The sequence below is a fragment of the Klebsiella michiganensis genome (assembly GCA_000963575.1).
In the GTDB taxonomy this organism is placed as follows: domain Bacteria; phylum Pseudomonadota; class Gammaproteobacteria; order Enterobacterales; family Enterobacteriaceae; genus Cedecea; species Cedecea michiganensis_A.
On record CP011077.1, the window covers coordinates 2752100 to 2770625 of the forward strand.

Genomic DNA, 18526 nt, shown 5'->3' on the forward strand with positions numbered 1-18526 from the left:
CTTTATCCCCTTGTTGGCTGCCAGCGGCTTAATGAGCGGGTGACGGCCACAACCACGCAGTCGAGCACAAAAGCCAGGATGATACACAGCGCGATACCGGCAATAATCGGCGTCAGAAACTGCAGTTGAAACCCCTGGGTAAACAGCGACCCGAGCTGCGGGGCGCCTATCAGCGCGGCGACGGAAACAATACTGACGTTAGAGACCACGGCGACTCGCATCCCCGAGCCAATTACCGGCACCGCCAGCGGCAGGTCGACCTGGAAAAACTGGTGAACCGGCTTATAGCCGAGGGCAAAGGCGGACTGCCGGGTGTCGGTAGGTACCGAATCCAGCCCGTCGCACACGGTTCTGACCAGCAGCGCGAAGCTATAAATCGTCAGCGCCACCACCACGTTGATCGGGTCGAGGATCTGCGTATTAAGCAGCGGCGGCAGTAGCACAAACAGCGCCAGAGACGGGATGGTGTACAGCAGCCCGAACAGGTTAAGAATGATGCCCTTCACGCGCGGCATACTGCTCACCAGCCAGCCGGCCGGGATAGCCAGCAGCAGGCCAATCAGGATCGGCGTGACCGAGAGATAGAGGTGCCACAGCAGCAAATGGAAAATTTTGTCGCTTTGCGCCCACAGCCAGTCGAATCTCATACCGCCTCCCGCGCCATTGACTTGCAGGCATCCAGGACGTGATCCAGCCCCAGGGTCCCCAACACTTCGGCCCGCTCGCCAATTACCACCGCGCGATGGCACGGCGAGCTGAGCGCGGAGTCAAGCATCTGGCGCAGCGTGCCGCTTTGCGGGAAAAAGGTCGCGCCCAGATTAATGTGCTCCGGCACCACCGCCTCAACCTGCTGATGCGTATCAAACCAGCCGCAGGCTTTGCCTTCGCGGGTCACCAGCAGCCAGCGCTGCACCGCAATGTCGCGCGCCATGTCAATCGGCGTGCCTACCTCGGCGGTCGGCTCCATCTGCATGGATGCCAGCGGCCCTGAATTGTAAAAACTCAGCTTGCGGTAGCCGCGGTCGCGGCCAATAAAATCGGCCACAAAATCACTTTGCGGGGCGTTAAGCAGCTCCCCCGGGGATGCCATCTGCCCCAGCTTGCCGCCGGGCTTCAGTACCGCAACCAAATCACCCAGCTTCATGGCTTCATCAATATCGTGAGTCACCATAATGATGGTTTTACTCACTTCCTTTTGTATACGCAGGAACTCTTCCTGCAGTTGGTCACGCACCACCGGGTCCACGGCGCTAAAAGGTTCATCCATCAGCATAAACTCCGGGTCAGCGGCCAGGGCTCGGGCAACCCCTACGCGCTGCTGCTGCCCGCCGGAAAGCTGCCACGGATAGCGTTTGGCCAACTGCGGGGCCAGGCCGACGACCTCCAGGAGCTCCCCCGCTCTTGCCCGGGCTTTGGCCTTAGGCATGCCATTGAGGATCGCGGTGGTGGCGATGTTGTCGATGATGTTTCGGTGAGGGAACAGCCCCGCATTCTGGATGACGTAGCCAATGCGGCGGCGCAGTTGCACCACGTCCATGGCGGAGGTGGATTCACCGTTGAGCAAAATCTCGCCGGAGGATGGCTCAATCAGCCGATTAATCATGCGCAGTGACGTTGTTTTCCCACAGCCTGAAGGGCCTACCAGCACGGTAATCTTGCCGCCAGGTGCGGTGAGATTGAGTCCATCCACCACGACCGTGCCGTCGTCATAAAACTTGGTCACATTGTTGAAAGTAATCATCGCTACGCCTCATGGTCATCTGGCTGCCGAAGAAATGAACGGCTGCGTAAAAAAGCTATGTATAGCATTGTATGTACAATCTGCAAAGCCTGTGCCATAACAAAAACGCAACATTGAAATAAAGACAATTTATTGTTTAAAAACAAATATATGTTTGTTTTATTAAATTTTAAATGTGATCAAGGCGTGATTTTTATCAGGATTAAACGGTGCCTTACGGGCGATTTTCCAGCTATCCGAACTGCTATTTTTGCCCTAAAAAGGATCAATCTCTTTGTAAAGAGCGCCAAAATGGTGCGACACAGGATAAAAAAGAAACGATATATGATGTAACTACTCGAGAGATGCGCATTAACACCATGATTTTAAACAACTAAAAAATCAATGTCGCGCCTGGCATCAAATATGCTAATCATGTATATACAAGCAAACGAAAAAATGACATGGTATTTTTCGTGAGCACTTTCCCCGTTATCCCAAAACAAGGTGAACCCCATGAAGAGTGAGTTTTCTCGTTATCGTGATGTTGAAATCAGGGCGCCGCGCGGCACGAAGCTGAATGCAAAAAGCTGGCTGACGGAAGCCCCGCTGCGCATGCTGATGAATAACCTCGATCCGGATGTGGCTGAAAACCCGAAAGAACTGGTGGTTTACGGCGGCATAGGCCGGGCGGCGAGAAACTGGGAATGCTACGACAAAATGGTCGAAGCCCTTAAGGCGCTAAATGAAGACGAAACCCTGCTGGTGCAGTCCGGCAAGCCGGTTGGCGTCTTTAAAACCCACGCCAATGCCCCCCGCGTGCTAATTGCCAACTCTAACCTGGTGCCGCACTGGGCTAACTGGGAACACTTTAATGAACTGGACGCCAAAGGGCTGGCGATGTATGGCCAGATGACCGCCGGGTCATGGATCTACATCGGCAGTCAGGGCATCGTGCAGGGCACCTATGAAACCTTCGTTGAAGCAGGCCGCCAGCACTATAACGGCTCCCTGACCGGTCGCTGGGTGCTCACCGCAGGCCTCGGCGGCATGGGCGGCGCGCAGCCTCTGGCCGCGACCCTGGCCGGCGCCTGTTCACTGAACATTGAATGCCAGCAGTCCCGCATCGACTTCCGCCTGCGCACGGGCTATGTGGACGAGCAGGCCAAAGATCTGGATGACGCCCTCGCCCGCCTCAAACGTTACACCAGCGAAGGGAAAGCCGTTTCTATCGCCCTGCACGGTAATGCCGCAGAAATTCTGCCTGAGCTGGTGAAGCGTGGCGTTCGCCCGGACATGGTTACCGACCAGACCAGCGCCCACGACCCGCTCAACGGCTATCTGCCAGTGGGCTGGAGCTGGGAAGAGTACCGCGAGCGCGCGGCCGTTGAGCCTGCGGTGGTCACTCAGGTCGCGAAGGCGTCCATGGCGGAACATGTAAAAGCGATGCTCGCCTTCCAGCAGCAGGGCATTCCGACCTTTGATTACGGCAACAACATTCGCCAAATGGCGAAAGAGATGGGCGTCAGTAACGCCTTTGATTTCCCGGGCTTTGTGCCGGCTTACATTCGACCGCTGTTCTGCCGCGGGATCGGGCCTTTCCGCTGGGCCGCACTGTCCGGCAACCCGGAAGATATTTATCGCACAGACGCCAAGGTCAAAGAGCTGATCCCGGACGACAAGCATCTGCACCGCTGGCTGGACATGGCCAAAGAGCGCATTAGCTTCCAGGGTCTGCCGGCGCGTATCTGCTGGGTCGGCCTGGGCCAGCGCGCCAAACTCGGGCTGGCATTTAACGAAATGGTCAGAAGCGGCGAGCTGTCTGCGCCTATCGTCATTGGCCGCGATCACCTTGACTCCGGCTCGGTGGCAAGCCCGAACCGCGAAACCGAATCAATGCAGGATGGCTCTGATGCGGTATCCGACTGGCCGCTGCTGAACGCCCTGCTGAACACGGCGAGCGGCGCGACCTGGGTTTCCCTGCACCACGGCGGCGGCGTCGGGATGGGCTTCTCGCAGCACTCCGGCATGGTTATTGTCTGCGACGGCACCGATGAAGCTGCAGAACGTATTGCTCGCGTGCTGAACAACGACCCGGCCACCGGCGTAATGCGCCACGCGGATGCGGGCTATGATATTGCTATCGAGTGCGCCAAAGAGCATGGTCTGAACCTGCCAATGCTGGCGAAGTAGTTCCCCTGTGGCGCGGCACTCGCCGCGCCCTGTCCAGATGAGAGAGATCTTATGCGGATTTTATGGCGTAACTGCCGCATCACCACCATGGTCAACGGCCAGTACAACCTTATCGAAGACGCGGCTTTGCTCACCGAAGGTGACAAAATTGCCTGGGTGGGCCCTTATAGCCAGCGTCCCGACCAGCCTTATGACGAAGAGCAGGATCTGCACGGCAAGCTTGTCACCCCCGGACTTATTGACTGCCACACCCATAGCGTGTTCGGCGGCAACCGCAGTCAGGAATTTGAGATGCGCCTGAACGGTGCAACCTACGCGGATATTGCCGCAGCGGGCGGAGGTATCGCCAGCACGGTGAAAGCCACGCGGCAGGCGAGCGAAGCCGAACTTCTGACAAGCGCCAGCCGCCGCATTGATGCGCTGCGCAAAGACGGCGTCACTACCCTGGAAGTGAAATCAGGCTACGGCCTCAGCTTTGAAGACGAGCGCAAAATGCTGCGCGTGATCCGCCAGCTGGCGCAAAGCCTGCCGCTGACGATTTACAGCACCTGCCTGGCCGCCCACGCCCTGCCCCCGGAATACAAAGACCGCAGCGATGACTTTATCGCCAACGTATGTGACCGCTGGTTGCCAGACCTGCATCGCGAAGGGCTAGTGGACGCCGTGGATGCCTTTTGCGAACACCTGGCCTTTTCGGTGCCGCAGGTTGAACGCGTTTTTGTGAAAGCCCATGAGCTGGGCCTGCCGGTCAAGCTTCATGCCGAACAGCTTTCGCTGCTCCACGGCGCGGGGCTCGCCGCCCGACATAATGCGCTTTCTGCCGACCACCTCGAATATCTCTGCGAGGAGGATATTCGACTGATGGCAGAGCATGGCACAACCGCCGTCCTGCTGCCTGGGGCATTTTACTTCCTGCGCGAAACGCAGAAACCGCCGGTTTCGCTGCTGCGTAAACATTATGTGCCGATGGCTATTTCCAGCGATCTCAATCCCGGTACTTCCCCGGTGCAGTCGCTGCGGCTAATGATGAATATGGCCTGCACGCTGTTTGGCCTGACGCCGGAAGAGGCGCTGGCGGGGGTGACGCTGAATGCGGCGCGGGCGCTTGGAATTAGTGAGAAAACGGGCACCCTTGAAGCCGGTAAAGAAGCAAGCTTTGTTGCGTGGGAAATAGACCATCCCGCCGAGCTGAGCTACTGGCTGGGCGGCACGCTCTCCAAACGGGTTATCTATCACGGGAAAGAGGTGTGGAATGATTAAGGGCTTTGAGCTTTATCAGGGCAAGCTGCCGCTGCTTATCAGCATGCCGCATCCCGGTACACAATTAACGCCGGAAGTGGCGACCGGGCTGACGGCACGGGCCAAAAAACTGGAAGATACCGACTGGCATATTCCCAAACTTTACCAACCGATACGCGAAATGGGTGCCAGCATACTCAGCGCCAACTACTCCCGCTACGTGGTTGATTTGAACCGCCCGTCGGACGATAAGCCGCTGTACGCCACCGCCACCACCGGGCTTTATCCGGACATCTTTTTCGACGGCGAACCGCTGTTCGAGGCGGGAAAATCCCCTGACAAGCAGGCCAGAGCCGACATCCTGACCACTATCTGGCAGCCGTATCATCAGGCACTTGCCCAGGAACTGGCAAGACTGAAAGAAACCTTTGGCTATGCGTTGCTGTGGGACGCGCATTCCATCAAATCGGTGGTACCGCGCCTGTTTGATGGCCGCCTGCCGGATCTTAACTTCGGTACCGCGGACGGCACCAGCTGTGCCCCGTCGCTGAGCGCGGAATTGCTGCAAGCCAGTGAAGCTTTCAGCGGCTACAGCAAAGTGCTGAACGGGCGGTTCAAAGGGGGCCACATCACGCGCCACTACGGTGCGCCACAGCAAAATATTCATGCCGTGCAGCTGGAGGTGGCGCAGGATTGCTACATGGATGAAGAGAGTTTTGCCTGGTCTGAGGAAAAAGGGGCGCAGTTCCAGCAGGTGCTAACCCGGCTGATTGAAACCGCCCTTGCCTGGGGACAGCGGCACTACGGCTAGCCCTCTTGACTTAATTTGTTAAGAGCGTACTTTTCAGGACATGAAAACGATTCTGGTTATTGTCCCTGACGGCGGCATGCTGTTCGAAGCCGCCGGTATCGCCGATATTCTGATGCAGGCTAATCGCCTGCATGCGGAAGCGTTGCCCGAGCCTCGCTACCGCATCAGTATCGCCACCACTCAGCCCCACCACGTTGTGCACGGCATGTCCGGCCTGAACCTGCTGGCCGACCACCGGCTGGCCGACCTCGATCCCAATGAGCCTCGCGATACCATCATGGTCACCGGCAAAGGTCAGAGCGAGCCGGAAGGCAGCGCGGTGGTCGAATGGCTATGCCGGGCGGCGCCAAATACCCAGCGCATTGCCTCGGTTTGCGGCGGCGCTATGCTGCTGGCCCGCGCCGGTTTGCTGGATGGCCGTCGGGCAACCACCCACTGGCGAATGCTGGAAGAGATGCAGGCCAGGTGGCCACAAATCAAAGTGGAAGGCGGCCCTTTATATATTCAGGACGGCCCGGTGTGGACGTCCGGCGGCGTCAGTTCCGGCTTTGACCTCACCCTGGCATTGGTAGAGGCGGATTACGGTTTTACTCTCGCCCGTGACGTCGCTCAGGATCTAGTGATGTACCTCCATCGCCCCGGCGGGCAGCTGCAGTTTAGCCGCTACCATCTGCGCCAGGCGGCCAACACCGGGCCGATAAGCCAGCTCCAGGACTGGCTGCTGGATAACCTGGCGGATGATTTGTCGGTAGAAAAACTGGCGGAGCGGGTTGCCATGAGTCCGCGTAATTTTACCCGCGTCTTTACCCGGGAAACCGGCGTCACGCCCGCCCGCTATGTGGAAGAAGCCAGACTGGCCGCCGCCCGCCATCATCTTGAGCAGTCGAACGACACCCTGGAACGGGTGGCCTGCGCCTCAGGTTTTGGCACCGCCATTAATCTGCGCCGCGTCTTTGAGCGGCAACTTCACCTTACGCCGGGGGAATACCGCGAACGCTTCCACTGCCGGAAGTTGGCATGAATTGATCCTTTTTTGTCATTTACGCCATTTCACTCTGGGCCTACTCTGACTCCAGACATTCAAGAGAAGGAGTGAATCATGGTTAAGGTCGGGATTAATGGTTTTGGCAGAATAGGACGCAACGTGCTGCGCGCTGCCCTGGGTAACCCCAATATTGAGATCGTGGCAATCAACGATCTGACGGACAGCAAAACCCTTGCGCACCTGTTAAAACACGACTCGCTGATGGGCAAACTGCCCGCGCCGGTAGAGGCCTCTGAAGGGTTGCTGCACGTTGACGGCAAGCCGGTCCGCGTATTCAGCGAAAGAGATCCGGCGCAGATCCCGTGGCGTGACGTCGGCGTAGATATTGTTATCGAGGCCACCGGCTTTTTTACCAGCCGCGAAAAAGCAGAAGTACACATCACCCACGGCGGCGCAAAACGCGTGATCATTTCTGCCCCGGGTAAAGATGACGACCTGACCATTGTGCTGGGCGTGAACCACGAAAGCTACGACCCACAGAAACACTTTGTGGTCAGCAACGGCAGCTGTACCACCAACGGCCTTGCCCCTGCCGCGCAGGTACTGCATCAGGCATTCGGCATTGAACACGGGCTGATGAACACCACACACGCCTACACCAACAGCCAGGCGCTGCACGACCAGCCGGAAAAAGACCTGCGCGGCGCGCGTGCGGCGGCGCTGTCGATTGTGCCTTATTCCAGCGGCGCGGCTAAAGCCCTCGGCAAGGTTATTCCTGAACTTGACGGTCGCCTGACCGGTTATTCTCTGCGTGTACCGGTGCCGGTGGTGTCTATCGTCGATTTAACCGTGACGCTCAAACGCGATGTCACGGCGGAAGAGGTTAACGCGGCGTTCCGTAAAGCCGCTGAAGCTGGCCCGCTGAAAGACATCCTGGGCTACAGCGATGAACCGCTGGTCTCCAGCGATTATCAGGGTGACCCGCGCTCTTCCATTATTGATGGGCTTTCAACCCTGGTGATTGGCGGTAACCTGGTGAAAATTCTGGCCTGGTACGACAACGAATGGGGCTTCTCTAACCGCCTGGTTGATCTTGCCCTGCTGATGGATAAACGCGGACTGTAAAGTTACCTGAAATGAAAAAGCCAGCCTTGCGGCTGGCTTGATTGCTGACAAAGAGGGAAAAAGCGTGGTTTTTCCCTCTTTGTGTTTATCAGCTGAAAATCAATGAATTGATTTTCCTGTTTATTTTTCTGGCGACACATTGCAGAATTTTATCCGCATGAGATTTGTCATCAGTCTAAAGCCAGCCTTGCGGCTGGCTTTTTTATTGCAGCCTCTGCAATACAGAGGCTGGCTGAGGCGTAAACTTACAGCGCCATATCGTGCTGGGTAGCCGCTTCCGCTTTCGCTTCGGCGGGTTTTGCCACCGGCGTTGCGCTCTGGTCGTTCATTTGAATGACCGGGGGTTTGGTCAGCTGCAGCGTGGCTGCGGTGTCATCCCAGACCTTCTGCGTCAGCGCCGCGTTGCCGTTCATCTCCTGGCCGTAGCTTGGCACAACGGCGCGGATCTTGCTCTGCCACTCCGGAGAGTTGAACTGCTGCGGGAACATCTGCTTCAGCACGTTCAGCGTGATTGGTGCCGCGGTAGAGGCACCCGGGGATGCGCCCAGCAGAGCAGAAATGGTTTTCTGCTGGTCAACAACCACTTCGGTACCGAGCTTCAGTACGCCGCCTTTGTTCTCATCTTTTTTGATGATCTGCACGCGCTGGCCGGCCTGAATCAGTTTCCAGTCTTCTTTACGCGCCTGCGGGTAGTACTCTTTCAGCGCTTCAAAGCGATCTTCATCGCTCAGCATCACCTGACCAATCAGGTATTTCACCAGATCAAAGTTATCCAGACCTACATCGGTCATCGGCATAAAGTTGCTGGTGGTGGTGGTGCTCAGCAGATCAAAGAAAGAGCCGTTTTTCAGGAATTTAGTGGAGAAGGTCGCGAACGGCCCGAACAGCACCACGCGCTTACCGTCGATAAAGCGGGCATCAATGTGCGGCACGGACATCGGTGGTGCACCCACGGAGGCCTGACCGTACACTTTTTCAAGATGCTGGCTGGTTACCGCCGGGTTTTCGGTCATCAGGAACGAGCCACCCACCGGGAAACCGGCGTAGTTTTTCGATTCCGGAATACCGGTTTCCTGCAGCAGCTTCAGCGCGCCGCCGCCTGCCCCGATAAAGACATATTTCGCATCGATGGCGTGCTCTTTCCCGCTGGTCACGTCTTTGATGGTGACGTGCCAGGAATTATCGCCGTTGCGTTTGAAGTCGGTGACTTCAGAAGAGGTTTGCAGGGAGAAATTCGGGCTTTTTTTCAGGCTGCCGATCAGCTGGCGGGTAATTTCCCCGTAGTTAACGTCGGTACCCACTGGCGTCCAGGTTGCCGCCACTTTTTGATTAGCATCGCGCCCTTCCATCACCAGCGGAGCCCACTGCTTAATTTGCTCGTGGTTAGTGGAGAATTTCATGCCCTGGAAAAGCGTTGTTTTCTGCAGCGCGGCATAGCGCTTGGTCAGATACTCAACGTTTTTATCGCCCCAGACAAAACTCATGTGAGGTGTGGAATTAATAAACGAATGCGGGTCGTTCAAAATACCACGCTGAATTTGCGCGGACCAGAACTGACGAGAAATCATAAACTGTTCGTTAATTTCCAGCGCTTTGCTGACATCAATAGAACCATCCGGGCGCTCCGGAGTATAGTTCAGTTCCATATTTGCAGAGTGCCCGGTACCGGCGTTATTCCAGCCGTTAGAGGACTCAAGCGCCACGCCGTCAAGCTTCTCAACCATGACCTGTTTCCAGTCCGGCTGCAGTTCCTGGAGCCACGTCCCGAGAGAGGCGCTCATAATACCGCCGCCAATCAGCAGGAAGTCAGTTTTTTGCGTGGAATCAGCGTTAGCATAGCTAGCAGAGCTTACAAATAACGCCAGTGTTGTCAGAGAAATAATTGTCTTTTTCATTGCAGGCATAATAATTCTATTGCATCGCAGGTGAATGAAGTCTTTCTATGTTAACCCACTTTTACGATATTTTAAAATCTCATTCACATTCTTATTAATCCATACAATTAATGCCAATGATTTTTTTAATTAAAAAAACCAGACAACAGAAAACTTATTGGATTAATGAACAATAGAATAACCCGGATAATAGATTAATTATTTTAGACAGTTACGAGGATATCTGCAGATATAACCGCAGCAAAATCATCCTAGAAGACGATTCTGCTGCGGTATATGTTTGCCCGAATATCAGTCAACACGAGCGGCACAAAAAGACTATTTTTTTATTTCTGAGGCAGATGATTTGACCTGTACGTACTCACGCCCTTACGCCGGATGGAATCGATCCATAAATCTGCGCTCCACGCCCCCACGCCAAAACACTGAATGGCCGTTTCACGCATCACTCGATGTTCGTTCGCTATCGTTGTCGGCATCAGTGCACTATCATCCGTATTAATACAGACGGCCAGTGGGCCAGAACGCAAACCATAGCGGTTAAACTTCTCTCCAGGCTTAAGCCACTCTTGCTGCGGCGGGTTCCAGCGAAACAGCGGGTGCTCGTGGTATTTTTCAAACCGTCCGATATAGATATTAGATGTTGGACAGGCCTCGACGATCAAGCCTTTGCGGCTGTATTTTTCCATCAGGAAATCCTGAATGGCCTCATAGAGGCGGAGCTCTCCCTGAGATAACACGTCTTCATTGTCGTGAATTTTCGGCGCAAAAAGATCCCCCGCGTCTGTCTGGCAGTTCACTGAAATAATGCTATTAAAAGGATTATTATCTTCTATTCCACTGTTGAGATAGCGTGTCCATAGCTTACTGGCCTCACGCACTTCGTCCTTATCATCCCTGTGCAGCCATTCATAATCGGGTGCCCATTCGGCAACGTTACTGATGTCGGGCTGCATCTTTTCATAATCAGGCCAGTTACGCCGCAGCAGCCAGGCGCGATAAAGCATGTCAGGCGTGCAAATAATATGGTAAAGCTGCTGAGACCAGCGGTGAATTTTATCTCTTAGCTCATGCATCACGGGAATATGCTCAGTTGTGTGTTGCGAGAGCTGAACAGCCTGGTGATAGGCCCAGACTAAATTATCTAAGTGCTGGCCAGCGGTGAGCCAGGCCCGGCGCTGCCGGTTTGCCCATTGACCCGCATCCACGCCCAGTGCCAGGCCGTGCCCAAGCCTGTCACCTTCCCTGAGTTGGCAAAACTCTACGGCTTCGTCCATCGCGCGAAGGCCGCTTAACAGATGGCTGTAATCCTCGCCGCAGTGCACGGTAATAAACGGTCGCTGTAATCGCGTCGACATGGGCATGCCGCCTGGGTGTTTGGCCGCTCGAAGAACCCTTAGCACTGGGGCAAATATCTCAATCGGCAGGTCATTTTCATTCCCTGCCACATCATATCCGCGCACAAGACGACGTAAATCAACAGGTTGTGGCTCTGCATCTATGTCGCCCGTATGTTCGCCATTCTTTAGCGTGACGGAAGCATTGAAGGCCTCGAGTCCCCTGACCTGCCGCAACAGATCATCTCGAAAGCTTTCTACCCTACGATCGTAAGGTTTCTTTTTGTCCGGTAATCCGCGCGTGAAGTGAATGACCAAGTGAGCCTGTTCTGGCAAAGCCTGCTGATGGTGGCTGGCGTAGAAATCTTTAAGCTCGTGATGGTAAATATTCGGCTTTTTTCTTTTGCCCAGTACAAAGTCTGGGGAAACCCGGTATTCACGGGAAATATGCTTGCCGAAGTCATAGCGTGTCGCCTCTCGCCTGAACAACTCCTTGTCCGCCCGGCGAGTCCCAAAGCTGAAATATTCCACAAACTGGCCAAGGCCCACCGCCGAGACCACCATATAGTTGCGGAGGATATTACTGACGCGGATGAGGTTTTCGAGGCAGTGTTCGTACCCGGATGCGTGCGCTCCCAGCATTAATCCGCAGCAAAAAAGCATCCAGCGTTTATGCCCCTGCTCATCGGACTGAATCGCAATCTGCAAAATACGCTGCTGCTGCGTCACAGGCTCGCGAAGCGCGGCCGTGTCCAGAAGCCCCGACCGCTCATCTGTGGAGCTTAACAACGCAGTCGCACTATTAAGCTTCGTGAAATCAATCTCTTTTGACGCGTCAGGGGCGTTATAGATCGCCGGTAATAAACAGGCAACATACGCGGATAGCCAGTGCGGGAGCTTTCTCTTGTCCAGATGATGGCTTTCAAAAAGCGTATATTCTTCCCGGTGTGGCCAGTTGACACCTTTTTGAAGTTCAAAATCCCCGTCAATAAAACTCAGCATGGACAAAGAAGAATAGCCATGTCCGTTAAAATGCACGTGGTTATCGGCATACTCAAGCTCATTTCGCTCGCCGGGAAAAGCAAAAGCACATTGCTGTCCGATAACGGCAGCAATAAACTCATGCTCGGATAAAATATTCTCTTTCAGCAGCCGAACATAGGCGCTGGCGATAATCCACGCCGGATCGACTATTGAGCAAAGCATCACCCAAGATTCAAGCTTTTCACGCCTAACCTCAAAGCAATCCCCCTGCCAGACAAGAAAGTGATCGATATATTTCTTCAGCAGTTGATGGATATCCGTTCCAGCGGAGGGCAGATCCCATTGTTTTGCATTATGTTCAATGTCTTCCTTTCGCAGGCGGCCACCAAAATAAAACTGATAGTCTTGGGCCGCCCGCAGCAGGGCATTACGGTCTCCCGCCCAGTCATTATTCTGGAAAGGTACGCTGTCGATATGCTCCCGCAGACGGTGATTAAAGAGCCGGTCGGAAGCTAAATAAGCGCTCGGGATCAGCCAATAAGGGTCCTGGTTGTACATAGGCCGCCTTTATTCCTCTAAGCCTAAGCCGCGGGCCAGGCCCTTATACATCCATTCAATCTGGCCGCCGGAATCGATTGCACTACTTATTTTTTCATCGTTTATAATTTTATTGTATAGGAGACGAGCTTCATCAACATTTAAAGCTGCCCATGATTCCACATCATTAATTTTAACGCTATTCTTTCCTGATCTTGACAAGTAATAACTTTTAACCCCAGGGAAATCCATGCTTTTTATTAGAACATTTAATTTCTCTAAATTACCCTTGCCTTCACCCCGACTATTACCAATGAGATAATGATTATTATGACCTAACTCAAAGACAGGGTTTTGAGTCATGACAACAATTAATCTAATGTAATCATTCTCATGTTTGATTAATTCTTTTTTATTATCATCTCTAATTAAATGTAATATTCCATCGAGATTTTTTGACAAGGTTCTGTCATACTTATTGAACTCATCAAAATCTCTAACCAAACTAGATCTTGCACCTGTTGCCACGTTAGTGTTGATAACTATCCCATCTCGCAAGAATGATGTTAATGAGTTTATGAAAATGTATTCAAATCGACAAGCCAGGTCTGAAAGATGCTCATATTTGAATTGTTTTTTGTCCGTAACAAGATTCTTCCTTAAAACATTTAGTTGGGAAAATGTTTTGTTGAACAACACGGACATTAATGGAATGAAGTTTTTCTCGGCAAGCGAAGGGATTGCATAATCAGCCGACCAATTATAGATATCTTCACCGATATTATCTATTTCTTCGGAATACGAACTGGAATCATCAAAATCTGGATCGTCTTCACCATCTTCATCGATAATCCTTGTTGGATTCAAAGCAAAAATGGAATAAAAAGGTGCTCTCAAGAACATATTTTTAAATTGCTCCTTGAACACCTTTTTATCGCTAAATTCTTTAGGGAGATTACCTGTGACGGCTAACAGTGACCAAGCCAAAACCTCAAAGGCGCGGCTAAAGAAAATATGGTATCGCCTGTTATGCTGACGGCTATAGTAATTATTATATGTATAAATTGCCAGTAACTTATTATTTACATCTTTCTTCTCAGCCACTTCTTTACTGAGGAATAATGGTTCCATAATTAACTCGAGAGGAGGTAAACTACGTAGCGTATAATCTCTACTCTCCAGAAGACTTTCGTATTGCTGAGAAAAAACAGTATCCAATATTCCTTTGTTAGTTTTATGCGCTTTCAAATCCGCTATGTTATTTATCTGTTGAGTATAAAAATCCTTTTTAGCCCAGCTATAACGATTTTTCTGCAACAGCGGATTGAAGGCAATCAGCGAGTTTAAATCAAGCGCCTCGGACGATTGCATGGTTCTCACTTTAAGAAACGATTCGGCGTTAGTCAGCGCAATGCCATCCTGTTTTTCTTCTGCCCAAATTGAAAACTTCCGCCACAACTCATCTACGGTTTTATCTTCATCAAGCTGTGAAGGCGTTAACAGCCTGACTAGTTGCGTCACTTCACGGGCGCTGTCAGGTTTTGGCCAGTCAGTGCTACGCTCTTGTCCGTTACACAACGGATAAAACACACGCTTAATTTTGCTTTCATACTCAGAAAATGTGCAGGGGCCGTTTTGCGTCTGGCTCCGAATTTTGAGTTTGGAGAGGAGCTGACTGATAGGTACCAACGGTAAACGAGTATGGTTAGGGAAAACCTTGGTCAAATATGCCTTTGACAGACGCTCTGCCATAATCTTGCCTTCGTTAAAATTACTGGCGTGGCTGTTTTTCGCAAGTGAGCCTTCAAATTGCATGGTCGTAATATGTCGGTAAAGATCGTCGTCACCGCTGACCAGCGGCAGAATCAGTGGGCAAGAAAGGATGCAGCGGATATCGTCCAGCACGCCAAAGGCATTGTCGATCTTCATGTCGACATCATCAATCGGCAGCACTAAAGCGTCGCAGTCGAGCAAATCTACGCTGGCAATAAGAAACTTGTGGAAATATTTTTCGAGGTGAATACCGGAGCGATATTTTTGCAGCCGGTCGATCCCGCGATATTCATCAAACTCGGAGGCAACGCCTAAAGCCCCTGACAGGATTTTCAACGCGCTATAGAAACCGTCTTTTTTTTCTTGATCTATTTTCGGTAACTTTAAGTTTTTTTCAACAGCGGCATAAACAGAAGCAATAATCACTTCAGAAAAGCGATCGTGTATATTTAGCAAGGTAGGATCTATTGCATCAATAAAATGAAGATCCGGTAAATCACTTGCGCTTTGCACATGTTTTTTTTTGTTAGCATCCCAAACAGCCTGGATATTCCTCAGGAAAACCGTCTTCCCTGTGCCCCGTGCACCGCTGATAAAAATCGCATGGTGGTAACTACTTAATTTGGTAGCTTGATTTTTGCATTGGCTGACATTCTTTTTATAATCTTTTGCCGCCCTACCCATTTTGTCCAGGTGGCTGACCAGCGTTTTGTTAGCCTCTTGTTGCCAAAGTCCATTTTGCTCCCCGCCGTTTTCAGGAGAGTGAAAGTCATCTTGATATTCAGGCAAATCAAGGTTCAGAATAATTTCGCCAGCCATAATTCCCTCAGAGATACGTGTATTTAAATGCTTCACCCAGGCAACATCCTTCTGAGCAACAAGAAAAAGTGATAAACGTCACATTAAAAAGGACAGATGTTATTCACATTGATGTAATAACGGATGGTAATTAATGCAAATATCACATGGGGGCTAATATTACCACGACATGTTATTTCGATCCCAGTATTAAGCAGAAGGTTGCTTTTATTTGAGGAGTGACTTGCGGTTTATTTGAACAATTAACGGCGTGCCGATAACGCAGGTGGCCTATGATATGGGCTATCAAAGCGCCAGCAGCTTTACCACTGCCTTTACCCGAATTATCGGCCTGCCGCCGGGGCGTTATCTTAAAGAGACTTTCACCCCGGACAAAAGCTGACGCAGGGTCAACGCGGCGACCGCAAGCACCAGCATCATCACGATCTCAGCGGCCAGGAACCCGATCATCGCCACGGAATAATCCCCGCTTTGGCGCTGCAGATGCAGGAACAATGCCCCAAGCACCGCCGGGCCAAGCCCCAGCGCGGACTGCTGCAAGGTGCTTAATATGGCGCTTGCCGCCCCGGCATCGTTCAGGTCGATATCGCGCATCCCGATGCGGTAAAAACTGTTCACAATCAGCGCCTGGCCGTAACCGGTCACCAGCGTCGCAGGGGCGATTGCCAGCGGGCCTGCGTGAGTGCCAAAGTGGTAGAGCGTAAATATCAGCCCCAGCAGACCCACAACCTGGATGGCAATCCCGCTCAGCAGAATAGTACTCAGCGAGTGGCGCACAATAAGCCTCGGGGCAAACCACGCTGAGACAAAATACGAAATACCCATGGCGATAAAGCTGTTCCCGGACTGCCACGGCGCCATTCCCATGCCCGACTGCAGCGTCAGCGCCATGCAGAACATAAAGCCCGACCAGCAGGTAAAGAACAGCAGCGCGATCAGCAGGCCAAACCGGATACTGCCCAGTTTCAGCAGCCTTGGCGGCAGCAGCGGTTGTAGTCCACGCCGCTGTTGGTTAAGCGCCCCGACACGCATCAGGTAACCCAGCGGCAGCGTGGCCACCAGCATCAGTTGCATCGGCCACGGCCAGTGCAGCTCTGGCCCGAGCGCCATCGGGAACAATAGGCAGCACAGCACCAGCGCAAGCGTGACGGTGCCCTGCCAGTCAATGCGTGAATGGCTTTCGCTCCGCGTTTCAGGAATATAAAACCGACTCAGCACCAGGACCAGCAGGCAGATAGGCACGTTGATAAAGAATGCGTTCCGCCAGCCCAGCCCGGCGATATCCGCCGACACCAGCCAGCCGCCGCCCATCTGGCCGATAATAAAGGCAATTCCGCCAATACCACCATACAGGCTGATGGCGCGGGCGTGAGCGGTGCCCTTGAGCGTGACGTGCAGCGTGGCAAGGATCTGCGGCACGATAAGCGCGGCCCCAACGCCTTGCAGGGTACGGGCCGCCAGCAGTTCGCTGACCGAGCCGGAAATGCCACACAGGAAAGAGGCTATCCCGAAGAGCGCCACGCCCCAAAGCAGCGTCCTGCGGCGGCCATGGTTATCCCCCAGTTTGCTGCCCACCGCCAGGCTAACGGCAAAGGCGACGCCGTAAAGCGCCACAATAAGTTCAAGCTGGGTTGGTGTGGTGCCGAGGGACTGGGTGATCGAGTCCAGCGCCACATTGGTAATAGACGTGTCGATTAGCGGCAGCATCTGGCCCGTCAACAGCAGCACCAGGCCTGCACGGCCGGGTGAAACAGGCGAATTATTCATCAGGGACTCCATTGCATAGTTCAGGATACCGACGTAGGATCCATGAACATTTAACCGGGTACCAGTTCTTACTTATACTGGTACTGGCACTACTATTCTGGAGTATTTGTGATGCTCATCACTCAGCCTGAGCTGCGTCATGGCCCGCTGGACGACAGTCGTAAAATGCTGGCGCTGTTTTTACGCACCCGCCGTGAAAGCCTGGATCCGCAGCGGCTGGGTTTACCGCGCAGCGGGCGGCGGCGCACCCCCGGCCTCCGCCGGGAAGAAGTAGCGCTGCTGGCTGATATCGGCGTGACCTGGTACACCTGGCTTGAGCAGGGGCGGGAAGTGAACCCTTCCGCTACCGCCATGACGGCTATCGCCAGCGCGCTACAGTGCTCCCCGGCGGAAACCCGTCATTTGTTTATACTGGCCGGCCTGCCCCCTTCCGAAGCGCCTGCGGCGGCACAGTGCGAGGGGCTCAGTCCCGCCGCTCGCCGAATGCTGGACGCCCTGATGCCCAACCCCGCCAGCATTCAGAAGCCGAACTTCGACATCCTCGGCTACAATTCACATTTTTGCCAGCTGATGGGGGTCGATCTCGACGATGAACCGCCGGAGCATCGCAACTGCATCTATCAGTATCTGACCAATGCCACCTGGCGCAGCCGGGTTGACTGTAACGAAGATGTGCTGCCCAAGTTTGTGGGCTGGTTCCGCGCCGGGATCACCGAACATCGCGGCGATCCGCGCTGGGAAACTCTGCTGGAATCGTTTTTCGCCGCCTCCCCCGCGTTTAAAACGCTTTGGGAACAGCGCTACGAAATCCGCAACATCGAAAACCACATAAAGCAGTACACGCACCCGCAGATAGGCACCTTCGGTATGCAGCAGGTCAACTGGTACTCCGCGCCGAGGGACGGTTCAAGGCTGCTGGTTTACCTGCCGATTGATGAGACGGGTGAGCGCGCTTTGCGGCTATTTTCGCAATCGAGCGGAGCCTGATCCTCAGGCTCCCGGGCGGGCGGCGTGAAGCGCGCCCGATGCTTTTTTTCGTTGTTTTAAGAATAACCTCAGGGAAACCCCAAAAGGCCATTCGCATTGACTGCAGAATAAAAATCAGACTTCGCCGAAAACTTTGAATTTATCAAACAAATTCAAAAAATTAACGCCATCTTCATGCTTTTTATTCCACTTAGATGACCCGCTGATTATTTTTAAACCAACCCAATTTTCTTCTGTACCAACCCGACATCAAACCCTGATGTGCGTAATAGGTTATTCCGCTGTTATAACACCATTGAATTGTTAACCGGGCTATGTAAAATCACGCTACTATGCTGAAACCACGCGAATTCC

At 53.2% G+C, this 18526-nt stretch carries 12 protein-coding genes; 6 read left to right on the forward strand and 6 right to left on the reverse strand.

Features of this window, described 5'->3' with window-relative positions; translation table 11 throughout:
* Positions 1–2 precede the first annotated feature (2 nt).
* The gene (locus tag VW41_12800; GenBank protein ID AJZ89847.1) at positions 3–647 is read right to left on the reverse strand and encodes an ABC transporter permease; all 645 of its coding nucleotides are present in this window, start codon (positions 645–647) and stop codon (positions 3–5) included.
* Positions 644–1741 (reverse strand): glycine/betaine ABC transporter ATP-binding protein, encoded by a 1098-nt coding sequence (locus VW41_12805; protein ID AJZ89848.1) that lies wholly within the window; start codon positions 1739–1741, stop codon positions 644–646. The genes VW41_12800 and VW41_12805 overlap by 4 nt, the downstream gene beginning before the upstream one ends.
* Positions 1742–2236: 495 nt before the next feature.
* Here VW41_12805 and VW41_12810 point away from each other — a divergent pair, with 495 nt between their 5' ends.
* From VW41_12810 to VW41_12830, 5 genes are all read left to right on the forward strand, one after another.
* The gene (locus tag VW41_12810; GenBank protein AJZ89849.1) at positions 2237–3913 is read left to right on the forward strand and encodes a urocanate hydratase; all 1677 of its coding nucleotides are present in this window, start codon (positions 2237–2239) and stop codon (positions 3911–3913) included.
* 51 nt (positions 3914–3964) lie between these two features.
* Positions 3965–5173, forward strand: coding sequence for an imidazolonepropionase (locus tag VW41_12815; protein ID AJZ89850.1), 1209 nt, complete (start codon positions 3965–3967; stop codon positions 5171–5173).
* A complete protein-coding gene (locus VW41_12820; protein AJZ89851.1) occupies positions 5166–5963 on the forward strand; it encodes an N-formylglutamate amidohydrolase in 798 nt (265 codons plus the stop codon). Before VW41_12815 ends, VW41_12820 begins: the two co-directional genes overlap by 8 nt.
* A 40-nt stretch (positions 5964–6003) precedes the next feature.
* Complete coding sequence (locus VW41_12825; protein AJZ89852.1) at positions 6004–6984, forward strand: AraC family transcriptional regulator; 981 nt, start codon at positions 6004–6006, stop codon at positions 6982–6984.
* Between the two features lie 78 nt (positions 6985–7062).
* The gene (locus VW41_12830; protein ID AJZ89853.1) at positions 7063–8073 is read left to right on the forward strand and encodes a glyceraldehyde-3-phosphate dehydrogenase; all 1011 of its coding nucleotides are present in this window, start codon (positions 7063–7065) and stop codon (positions 8071–8073) included.
* Positions 8074–8318: 245 nt separating this feature from the next.
* Here the strand turns inward: VW41_12830 and VW41_12835 are convergent, their stop codons facing one another.
* The 4 genes from VW41_12835 to VW41_12850 form a co-directional block, all read right to left on the reverse strand.
* Positions 8319–9998: a malate:quinone oxidoreductase gene (locus VW41_12835; protein AJZ89854.1), complete on the reverse strand. Its 1680-nt coding sequence runs from the start codon at positions 9996–9998 to the stop codon at positions 8319–8321.
* A 296-nt stretch (positions 9999–10294) separates the two neighbouring features.
* Positions 10295–12847: a hypothetical protein gene (locus VW41_12840; protein AJZ89855.1), complete on the reverse strand. Its 2553-nt coding sequence runs from the start codon at positions 12845–12847 to the stop codon at positions 10295–10297.
* Positions 12848–12856: 9 nt separating this feature from the next.
* Positions 12857–15418 carry a hypothetical protein gene (locus VW41_12845; GenBank protein ID AJZ89856.1) on the reverse strand — a complete coding sequence of 854 codons (2562 nt, stop codon included), beginning with the start codon at positions 15416–15418 and terminating at the stop codon, positions 12857–12859.
* 345 nt (positions 15419–15763) lie between these two features.
* A complete protein-coding gene (locus tag VW41_12850; GenBank protein ID AJZ89857.1) occupies positions 15764–17185 on the reverse strand; it encodes an MFS transporter in 1422 nt (473 codons plus the stop codon).
* 111 nt (positions 17186–17296) lie between these two features.
* On the opposite strand from VW41_12850, the gene VW41_12855 reads away from it, so the two are divergent.
* Entirely contained in the window at positions 17297–18172 is an 876-nt protein-coding gene (locus VW41_12855; protein AJZ89858.1) for a DNA-binding protein, read from the forward strand.
* The last annotated feature ends 354 nt before the right edge of the window (positions 18173–18526 follow it).